This window comes from Pseudomonas sp. PDM24 (genome assembly GCF_019218905.1).
Lineage (GTDB): Bacteria > Pseudomonadota > Gammaproteobacteria > Pseudomonadales > Pseudomonadaceae > Aquipseudomonas.
The window spans coordinates 38,453-52,602 of sequence record NZ_JAHUWR010000009.1 but is presented as its reverse complement, the minus strand read 5'-3'; the positions used below and the strand labels follow the sequence as shown (position 1 = coordinate 52,602).

Below are 14,150 nucleotides of genomic sequence, written 5' to 3'. Positions count from 1 at the left end.
TGCTGGGGAATATGCCTAAAGCCTACCCCCAACAAGTCGATAACCCGGCATCGATAGCTGTTGGCGATCTTCACAATCGCCCATCACCTTTTTCCACAGAAGGTTTTTATGTCTTCCAACAAAGCCCGCGCAGATTCACTTTCGCTTCTGCTGTTTACCTTGCGCAGCGGCAAGCTGATGGCGATCAACCTGCTGAAAGTCAGCGAAATCATCCCCTGCCCACCGCTGACCAAGCTGCCGGAGTCGCACCCCCACGTCAAAGGCATCGCCACCCTGCGCGGCGCATCGTTGTCGGTGATCGACCTGAGCCGCGCCATCGGCGAGCGACCACTGGAAGACCCGAACGGTGGCTGCCTGATCGTCACCGACGTCAGCCGCTCCAAGCAGGGCCTGCACGTTCAGGCGGTGAGCAAGATCGTCCATTGCCTGACCACCGACATCCGTCCACCGCCCTTCGGCTCCGGTGGCGTGCGCTCGTACATCACCGGCGTGACCTCCGTCGACGGCACGCTGGTGCAAGTGCTGGACATCGAAAAGGTCATCCACGGCATCGCTCCGGCGCAGATCGAAACGGCCCCCACCGAACTGAGCATGGAAGACGCCGAAGTCCTCGGCAACGCGCGAATCCTGGTGGTCGATGACAGCCAGGTCGCCCTGCAACAATCGGTACACACCCTGCGCAACCTCGGCCTGCAATGCCACACCGCTCGCAGCGCCAAGGAAGCCATCGACTGCCTGCTGGACCTGCAAGGCACCGCCCAGCAGATCAACCTGATCGTTTCCGATATCGAAATGTCGGAAATGGACGGCTATGCCCTCACCCGCACATTGCGCGAAACGCCGGACTTCTCGCACCTCTATGTGTTGCTGCACACCTCGCTGGACAGCGCGATGAACAGCGAGAAGGCTCGACTGGCCGGGGCCAACGCCGTGCTGACCAAATTCTCCTCGCCGGAATTGACCAAATGCCTGATCGCGGCGGCCAGGGCCGTCGCCGAACAAGGTCATTGAGTGGTGGCCGAGGACTTTTGTTTTCTGATGCGGCGCAACCTCGCTGAGGATGTGCCGCCTTGCACTTGGCCAAATGGCATTGAGTTGACCGAGTACCGTCCTGAACTCGCCGAAGCCGTCCATCACTTGATGGACCTCGGCTATCGAGAAGGTGGCGGTCGCGTACCGGCGCTGGAAGTCTGGCAACAGCGTTTCGAAACCGATCCCGAATACGATCCGTCCCTGTGCTTCATCGCGTTCGATGCCGAAGGAATCGTCGGCGTTGCCCAGTGCTGGACCAGTGCCTACATCAAGAGCCTGGTGGTGCATCCGCGCGCTCAAGGCCTCGGACTTGGCCGTGCGCTGCTGCTCAATGCTTTCAAGGTGTTTCAGCAACGTCGCGAAGGCTTTGTGGATCTGAAGGTGCTGGAAAACAACCTTCGGGCCCAGCGTTTGTATGAAAGTGCCGGGATGTATGTGGTCCGCCGGGAACCCGTGCCTGTCTGACACACCGCTTTCGCGAGCAAGCCCGCTCCCACAGTGGTTCGTCGTCGTTCACAGATTCGGTGTACGACACAAATCAACTGTGGGAGCGGGCTTGCTCGCGAAGAGGCCGGCACAACCAACATCGATCCATCAGGCATACTCCTGACCTCGGCCACTACACGCCAAGGATGCCCAAACCATGAAAGCCACCACCCTGACCTTCCTCTGCCTCACCGCCCTCGCCACCCAAGCCCACGCATCCACCCCCGAAGCCTGGGCCGCCTACGACAAAGCCGTGCTCGCCAGTTGCACCAAGGCCAGCGGCCTGAAGAACGTCAAACCCATCGGCAACGCCGCGCAGTTCGATGATCGGGTCGGTTATACCGCGCTCCTGCTGCAAGGCCAGTACCCGCAAAAACACATGAAAGGCCAGCAAGGCACCGAGCTGTGCCTCTACAACAAGAAAAGCAAAACCGCCTACGTGACCGAGTGGGACTCCATCCGCCCAACAGCAAAAGCGCAGTGACTGGCGCATAACTTGCTTCGGCACAGGCCCTTGCGGTGGCTTTTTGTCGCCATTTCATGCCCTCACAGGTGACTGGCCGTTCAATGAATACAACGTTTTCCTGCGTAGGTTGTGGCAAATGCTGCAACGACCACCATGTACCCCTGACACTGGCCGAAGCCCGGATGTGGGCGGCCGATGGCGGTCAGGTGATCGTGCTGGTGGAGGCCTTCCTCGCCAATGGCCTGGGCCTGCCCATGCAGCAGCGCGAACATGCCGAACGCCGTTCGGTGGTGGTTCGAAGCGGCGCCAGCAAGGCCCATGTGGCGATCACCTTTGCCGCGTACAACGTCGGCCCCTGCCGGAATCTTGACGAAGACAACCTCTGCCGCATCTACGAACGCCGACCGCTGGTGTGCCGCATCTATCCGATGGAAATCAACCCGCACATCCCGCTCAACCCATCTATCAAGGAATGCCCGCCCGAGTCCTGGGTAACAGGGCCGGATTTGATCATCGGGGGTGAGCTAGTGGATCAGGAACTGGCAGGATTAATTCAGCGCTCCCGTCAGGCCGATCGCGATGAGATTCAGACCAAGGAGGCGATTTGCGCATTATTGGGGATTCGGACGACAGCGTTGAAGGGCGATGGATTTACCGCTTATTTGCCGGATATGAACGCGTTTGCCACGGTTATCGATCAGATTTCAGCGCAATCGCAGCTAGAGTCGAGCAGTGATTGGCTGTTTCACGTGTCGGGTGAGGATATTGCCGGGCAAGTGCAGGCGGCGGGCGCACAGGTGGCAACCGACACACCGGTTAGCTATGCGTTTATTTCGTTGCGGGCAGCCTGAAACACCCAACCACTGCACAACTTTAGTTGCACAGTGGCTTGTCTGATGGTGAGTCAGCGAGCAGCAACCGCAAGGCATTCGACTTCCACCCGAGCATTCGCCAGCAGTTTTTTAGCCGCGAACGTTGTCCGGGCAGGTAGGCGATCGGCTGGGAAAGTCCGGCGGTAAACCGCATTCATGGCATCGAAGTCTTTGATATCGGCAAGTATGACCGTGCATTTGGCCACATGAGCGAGGGATGAGCCTCGACGTTGCAGTTCGGTGCGCAGGTTCTCCATGGCCTGGGTCATTTGCGGGCCAATCCCGCCCTTGACCAGTTGGCCATCAGCATCCAGACCGAGCATCCCGGAAAGATAAAGGGTCTCACCGGCCTGTACCGCATCGGAAAATGGCAAGCCTTCTTCATTCGGAAAGTAACGTGGTGAATCGGGTACTGCTGGCGGCAAGTAGCGCTCGGTTATCGCTTGGTACTGGCCATTTTGCTTGAGACGCTCAAGGGCCGCATTCAGGTTATCGCGCAAGCGGGTGTCGCTTTTGCGCACAGCCATCGCCACACCATTGCCCAGCATCGGATCGTTGAGGGCAGGACCGGCGAAGTCGAACGCCTGTCCTTGAGGTTGGCTTAGCAAGGCTTGAGTGATTTCGATGGAGTCTTGCAGGGTGGCATCGATCTCGCCCGCCAGAAGACTGGCAATCAACTGATCGTTGAATTGAAAACTGCGCACCGTTACGCCTGCGTCCGCCCAACGCGCCTTGGCGAACGCTTCACGACTGGTGCCCGCCAGGACGCCGATACGCTTGCCTTTGAGCGATTGCACATCCGGTTGCAACGTCGCGCCTTTGCGCGCTACCAGACGGCTGCTCAGGGGATAAAGATTGTCGGTGAAATCGACCCGCTCGCGCCGTGCCTGTGTAGCCGTCATCGGCATGATCACGTCGAAGCGGCCGGCTTCAAGGGCATGGAGGTTAGTCGCGTAATCCTGATCGATCCAGACACAGCGGGATTCGAGCTCAGCACACAGTGCGTTGCCCAACTCGATGTTCAATCCGACCAGCTCACCTTTGTCGTTACGGCTCTCGAACGGTGGAACCAGGGCTTCGACCCCGAAGCGGATCTGCGGATCGACCGCAGAGGACACGCAGCCGGTGGTCAGGACCACCAGAGTGAGCAGGGACAGGGTTTTCAGCAGAGACATCTGGCGACCTTCATCAAAAATTCACAGGGCATGAATTCTTGATGAATGACAACCGTCTTTCCTAGAGGAGTAATCGCGCGTCCTTGTGGGAACTGTCTCATTGGCGGGAGGAATAGTTACCCGCCAACAAAATGCCTGACTATCAGCGTTTACCCATCGAACGACGCGTGCCGGGAGGTGCTGCGCCGGGAGTCTTGGTATGGCCATTCTTCGCGCCATTCTTGTACCAAGGCTGGCTGGCATTCTTCGCCGCAGCCAATTCACCTGGTTTGAACGGAAACTTGAACGCTGGAATCGCCGCTTTGGTTTCGCTGTCTGCGCTGGAGTCGACGCTGGCTGGCAGGTCTGCCTGGTCGTCGCTCAAAGCGTCGGCAACCGGCGGTTGTGTCGGGGAAGTCATGAAAGCTCCGGGTGATGCTTAAAGAGTCGGGCCCGGTAGGCGAGCCGCGAAAGGCGGCAGTATACCTGTGTCGGGAGCCGCAAGCTTCACGCCGCAAGTGAGTCCGTCGGGTTTTGTGCTGACCGACCTGCCGCTTTCGCGAGCAAGCCCGCTCCCACAAGGGCAGCGATACAAAATCTGTGTATGACACACAAATCCTGTGGGAGCGGGCTTGCTCGCGAAATCGGTGTGTCCGTCACGGTGATGTTGGATGTACCGCCGTCTTCGCGAGCAAGCCCGCTCCCACATTGTTTGCGGTGTGTCTACGCCGGATCGACGTTATCCAGCGCCCGATTCACTACCAACTCCGCCAGCATGATGACCTGCTGAATCGCCATCGCCGTATGGCGCTGCGGGCCGGTCAGGTTGTTGGCGAAATCGCTGGCCAGGACACTTGCTGAGGCCAACGATTCACAGGCGTGGGCCAGCAGGCTTTCGGTATCGGCACCCGGGACGACCATGAACAGGGTGCTGGGACGACGTTTTTTTTCGGTGTATGGCGCCGGGGGATCGAGGTAGTAATCGAGGGCGCGTTTTATGGCTTCGCGGTCTTTGAGTAATTCTTCGGTGCGCGAGGCTTCGGCGTTGGGGGTGGTGGTGTTGAAGGGTGGGTCGGGGATTAACTTGTCCATTGAAAAATTTCTCCAGCGTTGGAGCCTCCACTTGCCGCTTCTCACACGGCAAAGAGGTGGCAGCTATGTGCGAGGTGAGAAGACCGGTTATGGACACCCGGTCGGACCGAAGTCCGCCCGCACACAGCCGCCATAACGCATTTGCAGGCAGCTAATTAACTGGCGGCGATTATGCGTGTACAGACACTGGATGACCATAAGTTGCCGGGCTTCTCACACCCGATCGCTGAGTTGTCAGCGACAGCCAAAGGTTATTGGGCCCGCGTCCGACCGACAACCTGAAAAATGCGTGGGAAAGTTCCATGTTTTGACACATCCGTTAAACATTCAAAGCGGAACACGGAGCGTCCCTGGCAGCATTCCCATGCGGAAGCGTGAGAACGATCAATCCCACGTCTGACACCGATTTTTCGTCTGACACGGATTACTGTAGGAGCTGTCGAGTGAAACGAGGCTGCGATCTTTTGATCACGGGGAATCAGCATCAATCCAAAGAGGTCCAAACTGACAGCGCCGTCAGTTACCAGTCACTCTCCTGACGGGCGAACAGGTTTATAAAGGAAGGTATAAGCCTGACAACACTCCGACCACTCTGCCCGGCGCCCCACTCGCATGCGAATTCATAAAAAAAACGCCCTGTTCGCCGCCCTTCTGATCACCCTGGCAGCGCTGGGCGTGTGGTACGCCGCCAAACCCGCCACGACCAAACTGGCCCCCTCCACCGCCATTCCCGTACGAGTGGTCAGCGTCGCCGAAAAAGACGTGCCCCGCTACATCAGCGGCATTGGCTCGGTGCTTTCGCTGCACAGCGTGGTCGTGCGCCCGCAGATCGACGGCATCCTCACCAAACTGCTGGTCAAGGAAGGCCAACTGGTGAACAAAGGTGATCTGCTGGCCACCATCGACGACCGCTCGATCCGCGCCAGCCTCGACCAGGCCCGGGCGCAACTGGGCGAAAGCCAGGCGCAACTGCAAGTGGCGCAGGTCAACCTCAAACGTTACAAACTGCTGAGCGTCGACGACGGCGTGTCCAAGCAGACCTATGACCAGCAACAAGCCCTGGTCAACCAACTCAAAGCCACCGCCCAAGGCAATCAGGCATCGATCGATGCCGCTCTGGTGCAGCTTTCTTACACACAGATTCGCTCCCCGGTCACCGGTCGCGTCGGTATTCGCACAGTGGATGAAGGCAACTTCCTGCGCATGACCGACACCCAAGGCTTGTTCACGGTGACCCAGATCGACCCGATCGCCGTGGAATTTTCCCTGCCGCAACACCTGTTGCCGACCCTGCAAGGCCTGATCAACGATCCCCAGCACACGCCGGTCAAGGCTTACATCGGTGCCGACACCGACGGCGAAACCGGCAACCTGCTAGGCGAAGGCCGCCTGACCCTGATCGACAACCAGATCAACGCCAATACCGGCACCATCCGCGCCAAGGCCGAGTTCGCCAACCCCGCACAGAAACTCTGGCCGGGCCTGCTGGTAACGGTAAAGATTCAGACAGCACTGGATAAAAATGCATTGGTGGTGCCACCCACCGTCGTACAACGTGGCCTCGATCAACATTTCGTCTACCGGGTCAACGGCGACAAGGTCGAAGCCGTTCAGGTGCAGATCGTTTATCAAGGCAGCGGCCAGGACCTCATCAAAGGCGTGAAACCGGGCGATGTGCTGGTCAGCGATGGCCAGTCGCGGCTCAAACCTGGCTCGACCGTGCAGGTAGTGACCGACCCACCGCAAGTGGTGCAATCGGAGCCGAAACCATGAAGGGCCATGGCTCGATTTCCGCGTGGTGCATCGATCATCCGGTGGCGACGGTCCTGCTGACCTTTGCCTTGGTGTTGCTGGGGGTAATCGCCTTTCCGCGACTGTCGATTGCGCCACTGCCGGAAGCAGAATTCCCGACCATCCAGGTGGCCGCGCAACTGCCTGGCGCCAACCCCGAAACCATGGCCTCGTCGGTGGCTACGCCGCTTGAAGTGCAATTCAGCGCCATCCCCGGCGTGACCCAGATGACCTCGAGCAGCGCCCTGGGCTCGACCATTCTGACCCTGCAATTCACCCTCGACAAAAGCATCGACACCGCCGCGCAGGAAGTCCAGGCCGCGATCAACACCGCCGCCGGCAAACTGCCCAAAGACATGCCGAACCTGCCGAACTGGAGGAAGGTCAATCCGGCCGACAGCCCGGTGCTGATCCTCAGCATCAACTCGCCGCAAATGCCCGGCACCGAAGTCAGTGACCTGGTGGAAACCCTGCTCGCCCGTCAGATCAGCCAGATCGACGGCGTAGGCAATATCAACATCACCGGTCAGCAACGTCCGGCGATCCGCGTGCAGGCCTCGGCGGACAAACTCGCCGCCATCGGCCTGACCCTGGCAGACATCCGCCTGGCGATCCAGCAGACCAGCCTCAACCTGGCCAAAGGTGCGTTGTATGGCGAGTCGAGCATTTCGACCTTGTCCACCAACGACCAATTGTTCCACCCCGAGGAATACGGTCAGTTGATTGTTTCCTACAAGGACGGCGCACCGGTTCATCTCAAGGATGTGGCCAAAGTCGTCAACGGTTCGGAAGACGCCTACATCCAGGCCTGGGCTGACGGTCAACCGGGGGTGAACCTGGTGATTTTCCGGCAACCGGGGGCCAACATCGTCGCGACCGTCGACCGTATTCAAGCGGCCCTGCCGACGCTGGAGGCCATGCTGCCGGCATCGGTGCAGGTCAAGGTGTTGATCGACCGCACCCAGACCATCCGCGCTTCGCTGCATGAGGTGGAAGTCACCCTGCTGATCGCGATCCTGCTGGTGGTAGCGGTGATGGCACTGTTCCTGCGGCAGTTGTCGGCGACCCTGATCGTGGCGTCGGTGCTCGGTGTGTCGCTGATCGCCAGTTTTGCCCTGATGTACATCATGGGTTTCAGCCTGAATAACCTGACGCTGGTGGCGATCGTGGTGTCCGTCGGGTTTGTGGTGGACGATGCGATTGTGGTGGTGGAAAACATTCACCGTCACCTGGAAGCCGGCGACGGCATGCGCGAGGCGGCCATCAAGGGCGCCGGCGAGATCGGTTTTACCGTGGTCTCGATCAGTTTCTCGCTGGTGGCGGCGTTCATTCCGCTGCTGTTCATGGGCGGCGTGGTCGGGCGGTTGTTCAAGGAGTTCGCTCTGACCGCCACCTCGACCATCATGATTTCTGTGGTGGTGTCCCTGACGCTCGCACCGACGTTGGCCGCGCTATTCATGCGTGCGCCGGAACACAGCCAATCGGGCTTCGGCGAGCGCTTGCTGGCGCTGTATGAGAAAGGCCTGCGCCGCGCCCTCGCCCATCAGAAATTGATGATCGGTGTATTCGGTCTATCGCTGGGGCTGGCCGTCGCCGGTTACATATTTATCCCTAAAGGCTTCTTCCCGGTACAAGACACCGGTTTCGTTTTCGGCACCACCGAAGCAGCAGCGGACATTTCCTACGGCGACATGGTGAAAAAACACTTGGCAATGGCCGAAATCGTCGCCGCCGACCCCGCTGTCGAGACGTTCTCACACTCGGTCGGCGTTGCGGGCAGCAACCAGACCATCGCCAACGGCCGCTTCTGGATTTCGCTGAAAAAACGCGGCGACCGAGACGTGTCGGCCAGCCAATTCATCGACCGGATTCGCCCGCAGCTGATGAAAGTCCCGGGCATCGTGCTGTACCTGCGTGCCGGGCAAGACATCAACCTCAGCGCCGGCCCGAGCCGCGCGCAGTACCAATACGTGCTCAAGAGCAACGACGGGGCACTCCTGAGCACCTGGACCCAGCGCCTGACGGAAAAACTGCGCGGCAACCCGGCGTTCCGCGATATTTCCAACGACCTGCAACTGGGCGGCAGCATCACCCACATCAGCATCGACCGCAGTGCAGCGGCGCGTTTCGGCCTGACCGCCAGCGATGTTGATGAAGCGCTGTACGACGCCTTCGGTCAGCGGCAGATCAACGAGTTCCAGACCCAGACCAACCAATACAACGTGATTCTGGAACTGGACACCAAACAGCGCGGCAAGGCCGAAAGCCTCAACTATTTCTATCTGCGCTCGCCGCTGAGCGGGGAAATGGTGCCGCTGTCGGCCCTGGCTAAATTCGATGCGCCAACCATCGGCCCGTTGTCCATCGCTCACGACGGGATGTTCCCGGCGGCCAACCTGTCGTTCAACCTGGCACCCGGCGTCGCGTTGGGCGATGCGGTGATCATGCTCAACCAAGCCAAGACCGACATCGGCATGCCGGTGGCCATCAGCGGTAATTTCCAGGGCGCAGCCCAGGCATTCCAGAGTTCGCTGGCCAGCCAGCCGTGGCTGATTCTGGCGGCGCTGGTGGCGGTGTACATCATTCTTGGCGTTCTGTATGAAAGCTTCGTGCACCCGCTGACCATCATTTCGACGCTGCCCTCGGCGGGGCTCGGGGCGGTGATCATGCTGTGGATCTGCGGCCAGGACTTTTCGATCATGGCGCTGATCGGGCTGGTGTTGCTGATCGGCATCGTCAAGAAAAACGGCATCCTGATGATCGACTTCGCGCTGGAAGCCCAACGCAACCGAGGCCTGCCGCCGGAAGAGGCGATCTATGAGGCGTGTATGACGCGGTTCCGGCCGATCATCATGACCACCCTCGCCGCCTTGCTCGGCGCCCTGCCGTTGATGCTCGGCTATGGCACCGGCGCCGAACTGCGCCAGCCATTGGGCATCGCAGTAGTCGGCGGTTTGCTGGTGAGCCAGGCGCTGACGCTGTTCACCACGCCGGTCATATACTTGTGGCTCGAGCGGCTATTCCATCGGCCTAAGCCCGCACCGCTGCAGGCGATGGCAACCACGGACTGAGGCGGGGTCTCACGCGGTTCAGGGGCCGCTTCGCAGCCCAACGGGGGCAAGCCACCTCGCCACAGAAATACCAAACCACACCAACACCGCGTAATTATCGACTACCCCCTGAATGTCTTCTAAGCTCCAATTAGCAAAAGGCCAGCATGTTTTGCTGGCCTTTTTTTTATTCGGGATTTATATAGTCGCCTCTGAACGCGACTGGTTTCTGGGACTCTGCCCGATTCTTGTAAAAGAACTCTTTAACGCCTTATTTGCAGAAGTCAGAACCATGAGTGTGAGCAGTGCGAAATCTCAACATCCGATCCGTTCGACACGATCGGAGCGGCTTCTGGTTCTCGGCAGTGTGTTGTTGGTGATTGCGATATTCAGCATCGTGACCTTTCTGCTGATCCGTGAACGCGCCAATGCCGAATTGTCCGCTGCTCGCGCCGCCAACAATATCGTGCAATTGATCGACGCCGACGTGCTGCGCAATGTCGAACTCTATGATGTGTCCCTGCTGGGTTTGATCGCAGCCTCCCAGCGAGAAGACCTCAAGAGCGTTTCTCCAGCCATTCGCCATCTGGCCTATTTCGACCGCGCCACCGCCGCGCCGTACAAGGGCAACATTTTGTTGCTCGACAACAAGGGCGACGTGATCGCCGACTCGGCCTCGGTGGAGCCCAGGCAGGGCAACTATGCCGATCGCGAATACTTCCAGTCTCACGTGAACAACCCGGACCCGGGCATGTTCATCAGCCCGCCTTTCAGAGCCCGGTCGCCCGAACAGGATTGGCGTATCAGTTTCAGCCGCCGGGTGAACGGCCCCCAGGGTGAATTCCTGGGCGTGGCCGAAGCCGCCATGCGGTTGAGTTACTTCGATCAGTTGTTCAACAGTTTGAGCATCGGCCGCGACAGCACGGTCAATCTGATCAGCAAGGACGGGACTCTTCTGGCTCATCAACCACGTCTGGCCGAAGAACTGATCGGCAAGAACTTCAGTAATCGCCCCAATTTTCAGCGCATCGTCAAAGAAGGCAACGGCAGCTTCACCAGCATGTCCAGCCGCTACCAGGACAAGCGCTTGTACACCTTCTCCAAGGTCGGGAACTTGCCGTTGATCGTCATCGTTGCGCTATCGAGCGATGAAGTCTTTGCGGCCTGGAAGCGCACTGCGGTGGTGGTCAGCTTCGCGACCATTGCCCTGTGTGTGAGCTTGCTGTGGCTGACCTGGTTGCTCTGCCGGGAATTGCGTCGGCGTCAAAGTGCCGAGCAGGAACTGGCACAACTGGCCGCTACCGACCCTTTGACCGGTCTGGCCAACCGTCGAAGCCTGGATCAGGCCTTGCACCATGAATGGTTTCGCGCCCAACGTTCCGGTCTGCCATTGTCGGTGCTGATGATCGATGTCGATCACTTCAAGGCGTTCAACGATCGCCATGGCCATCAGGGCGGCGACGATGCCTTGCGCTGGGTGGCCAAAGTGATCGGCACCCATGTTCGACGACCGGCGGATCTGGTCGCCCGTTACGGTGGCGAGGAGTTTTCGGTGATTCTGGCTGAAACCGACAGCGCCGGCGCGCAACAGATTGCCGACACCATCCGCGCAGCAGTGGAGCAGTTGCCGTTGGTGGGGGGCGATACGTCGCCGATTACTGTCAGTATCGGTATCAGTACCTGGACGACAGCATCCGATATCAGCCTGGAGCAGTTGTTGTATACGGCAGACAAGGCGCTGTATCAGGCCAAGGAAAGTGGGCGCAATCGGGTGGTTGCAGCAGACTGAGATCTACGGTGTGGCGGCCGGCCTCTTCGCGGGCAAGCCTCGCTCCTACAGAGTGTGGAAGTTAAATGCGCCGCTGTCCTGTAGGAGCGAGGCTTGCCCGCGAAGAGGCCATGACAGACACCACAAAACACCACTTTCCCGCCCCCATAAAAAAAGGCCACCCGAAGGCAGCCTTTAAAAACTAGAGAGGTTTTTTGCTTACACGGCCGCAACAGGACGCATGTAAGAGATCGGTGCAGTGCTGGCGTCTTCGAAAGTCACGACTTCCCAAGCATCTGTCTGCTCAATCAACTTGCGCAGCAGCTGGTTGTTCAATGCATGTCCGGACTTGAAGCCCTTGAACTCACCAATCAGGCTATTGCCCAGCAGGTAGAGGTCACCAATTGCATCGAGGATCTTGTGCTTCACGAATTCGTCTTCATAGCGAAGGCCGTCTTCGTTCAGTACACCATCCGCGTCGACCACAATAGCGTTTTCAACGCTGCCGCCGAGTGCGAGGTTGTGCTTGCGCAGGTACTCGATGTCACTCATGAAACCAAAGGTACGGGCGCGGCTGACTTCTTTTACGAACGAAGTGCTGGAAAAATCCACGCTTGCACTTTGTGTGCGGTCACGGAAAACCGGGTGATCGAAATCGATCTCGAAGCTCACTTTGAAACCTTCGAAAGGGACGAAAGTGGCGCGCTTGTCGCCGTCTTCCACTGTCACTTCCCGCAGGATCCGGATGAACTTCTTGGCGGCGTCCTGTTCTTCCAGGCCGGCCGATTGAATCAGGAATACGAAGGGTCCAGCGCTACCATCCATGATCGGGACTTCGGACGCGGAGAGCTCGACGTAGGCGTTATCGATGCCCAGGCCAGCCATGGCCGAGAGCAGGTGCTCCACCGTGTCCACTTTGACGTCACCGCTAACAAGCGTGGTCGACATAGTGGTTTCGCCAACGTTTTCCGCGCGGGCAGGAATCTGCACCACAGGGTCGAGGTCAGCACGACAAAACACAATGCCGGTGTCGACGGGCGCTGGCTTGAGGGTCAGGTAGACCTTCTCCCCGGAGTGCAGGCCGACACCTGTGGCACGGATAATATTCTTCAGGGTGCGTTGTTTTATCATGGCATGGGCCGCTTCAGCGCAAATTGCGAACTGGTATCAACAAAGGCTGGCGATGATAGCAGACCAGACCTTTGCTGAACACCAATCACCCTAATACCCCTGATACATTTCATCAATCGGCCTGACGACGCAGGAAAGCCGGGATGTCCAGGTAGTCCAGGTCATCTTGCGGGTTCATCTTCGCGGCAGTCGCAGCACCGGCCTGAGCCTGGTTGCGCATGACGGTCGGACGATCCAGGTCACGGTAATTCACCGCAGGCTGTTCCTGACGAACAGGGGCTTGTTGTTGTGGCTGGGAAGCCATCGAGGTGTGAACGGTATTGTCGATGACCTTTACAGGCTTCTCGATTTTAGCGCCTAAACCGGTGGCAACAACAGTCACGTGCAGCTCGTCGCGCATGTCCGGATCGATAACGGTACCGACCTTGACCATTGCGTGCTCGGAAGCGAAGGCTTCGATGATGCTACCCACGTCGGAGTACTCACCCAGGGACAGGTCAGGACCGGCGGTGATGTTCACCAGGATGCCGCGTGCGCCTTGCAGGTTCACGTCTTCGAGCAACGGGTTGCGAATGGCCGCTTCGGTGGCCTCACGTGCACGGTTCGGACCGCTGGCGCAGCCAGTGCCCATCATCGCCATGCCCATTTCGCTCATCACGGTACGCACGTCGGCAAAGTCGACGTTGATCATGCCCGGACGCTTGATGATGTCGGAGATACCGCGAACGGCACCGGCCAGTACATCGTCGGCCTTGGCGAAAGCCGACAGCAGGCTTGCGTCTTTACCGAGGATGGTCAGCAGCTTCTCGTTGGGAATGGTGATCAACGAGTCGACGCTTTCAGACAGCAGACGAATGCCTTCGTCGGCGATCTGCATACGCTTGCGACCTTCGAACGGGAACGGACGGGTCACCACCGCAACGGTGAGGATCCCCATTTCCTTGGCCACTTCGGCAATGATCGGCGCAGCACCGGTACCGGTACCACCGCCCATGCCGGTTGTGATGAACACCATATTGGTGCCCTGCAGGACTTCGGCAATGCGCTCACGGTCTTCGAGAGCGGCCTGACGACCTACTTCAGGGTTGGCGCCGGCGCCAAGACCTTTGGTCACGCCGGTGCCCAGTTGCAGGATGGTCCGCGCGCCGATGCTTTTCAGCGCTTGGGCATCAGTGTTGGCGCAGATGAATTCAACGCCTTCAATGTTGCTCTTGACCATGTGATTGACAGCGTTGCCGCCGCCACCGCCAACACCGATAACTTTAATTACCGGGCTTGCGGGGATGTTGTCTACGAGTTCGAACATTT

Annotated in this window: 12 protein-coding genes; 7 read left to right on the top strand and 5 right to left on the bottom strand. The window is 59.0% G+C overall.

Annotated elements, in window-relative coordinates; all coding sequences use genetic code 11:
• Positions 1 to 108: 108 nt before the first annotated feature.
• The 4 genes from KW837_RS25110 (at position 109) to KW837_RS25095 (ending at position 2,835) form a co-directional block, all read left to right on the top strand.
• Positions 109 to 1,011 (top strand): chemotaxis protein CheV, encoded by a 903-nt coding sequence (locus tag KW837_RS25110; protein WP_007905472.1) that lies wholly within the window; start codon positions 109 to 111, stop codon positions 1,009 to 1,011.
• A 27-nt stretch (positions 1,012 to 1,038) separates the two neighbouring features.
• Positions 1,039 to 1,497: a GNAT family N-acetyltransferase gene (locus tag KW837_RS25105; RefSeq protein WP_218398929.1), complete on the top strand. Its 459-nt coding sequence runs from the start codon at positions 1,039 to 1,041 to the stop codon at positions 1,495 to 1,497.
• A 178-nt stretch (positions 1,498 to 1,675) separates the two neighbouring features.
• Positions 1,676 to 2,002, top strand: coding sequence for a hypothetical protein (locus KW837_RS25100; protein WP_218398928.1), 327 nt, complete (start codon positions 1,676 to 1,678; stop codon positions 2,000 to 2,002).
• Between the two features lie 83 nt (positions 2,003 to 2,085).
• Positions 2,086 to 2,835, top strand: coding sequence for a YkgJ family cysteine cluster protein (locus KW837_RS25095; protein ID WP_218398927.1), 750 nt, complete (start codon positions 2,086 to 2,088; stop codon positions 2,833 to 2,835).
• 53 nt (positions 2,836 to 2,888) lie between these two features.
• Here KW837_RS25095 and KW837_RS25090 read toward each other — a convergent pair whose 3' ends face one another.
• From KW837_RS25090 to KW837_RS25080, 3 genes are all read right to left on the bottom strand, one after another.
• Positions 2,889 to 4,031 (bottom strand): transporter substrate-binding domain-containing protein, encoded by a 1,143-nt coding sequence (locus KW837_RS25090; protein WP_218398926.1) that lies wholly within the window; start codon positions 4,029 to 4,031, stop codon positions 2,889 to 2,891.
• Positions 4,032 to 4,173: 142 nt separating this feature from the next.
• Positions 4,174 to 4,431: a hypothetical protein gene (locus KW837_RS25085; protein ID WP_123494455.1), complete on the bottom strand. Its 258-nt coding sequence runs from the start codon at positions 4,429 to 4,431 to the stop codon at positions 4,174 to 4,176.
• 302 nt (positions 4,432 to 4,733) lie between these two features.
• The gene (locus tag KW837_RS25080) at positions 4,734 to 5,102 is read right to left on the bottom strand and encodes a DUF6124 family protein (protein WP_218398925.1); all 369 of its coding nucleotides are present in this window, start codon (positions 5,100 to 5,102) and stop codon (positions 4,734 to 4,736) included.
• Between the two features lie 612 nt (positions 5,103 to 5,714).
• Here KW837_RS25080 and KW837_RS25075 point away from each other — a divergent pair.
• The 3 genes from KW837_RS25075 to KW837_RS25065 all read left to right on the top strand — a co-directional run bounded on the left by KW837_RS25075 (position 5,715) and on the right by KW837_RS25065 (position 11,732).
• Positions 5,715 to 6,875, top strand: coding sequence for an efflux RND transporter periplasmic adaptor subunit (locus KW837_RS25075; protein WP_218398924.1), 1,161 nt, complete (start codon positions 5,715 to 5,717; stop codon positions 6,873 to 6,875).
• Positions 6,872 to 9,964: a multidrug efflux RND transporter permease subunit gene (locus KW837_RS25070; protein WP_218398923.1), complete on the top strand. Its 3,093-nt coding sequence runs from the start codon at positions 6,872 to 6,874 to the stop codon at positions 9,962 to 9,964. Before KW837_RS25075 ends, KW837_RS25070 begins: the two co-directional genes overlap by 4 nt.
• A gap of 271 nt (positions 9,965 to 10,235) precedes the next feature.
• Entirely contained in the window at positions 10,236 to 11,732 is a 1,497-nt protein-coding gene (locus KW837_RS25065; RefSeq protein WP_218398922.1) for a sensor domain-containing diguanylate cyclase, read from the top strand.
• A 198-nt stretch (positions 11,733 to 11,930) separates the two neighbouring features.
• Here KW837_RS25065 and lpxC read toward each other — a convergent pair whose 3' ends face one another.
• Both lpxC and ftsZ read right to left on the bottom strand, forming a co-directional pair.
• Complete coding sequence (gene lpxC / locus KW837_RS25060) at positions 11,931 to 12,842, bottom strand: UDP-3-O-acyl-N-acetylglucosamine deacetylase (RefSeq protein WP_007904315.1); 912 nt, start codon at positions 12,840 to 12,842, stop codon at positions 11,931 to 11,933.
• A gap of 112 nt (positions 12,843 to 12,954) precedes the next feature.
• On the bottom strand, positions 12,955 to 14,148 hold the full coding sequence (gene ftsZ / locus KW837_RS25055; RefSeq protein ID WP_007904318.1) for a cell division protein FtsZ: 1,194 nt from the start codon (positions 14,146 to 14,148) through the stop codon (positions 12,955 to 12,957).
• Positions 14,149 to 14,150 lie beyond the last annotated feature (2 nt).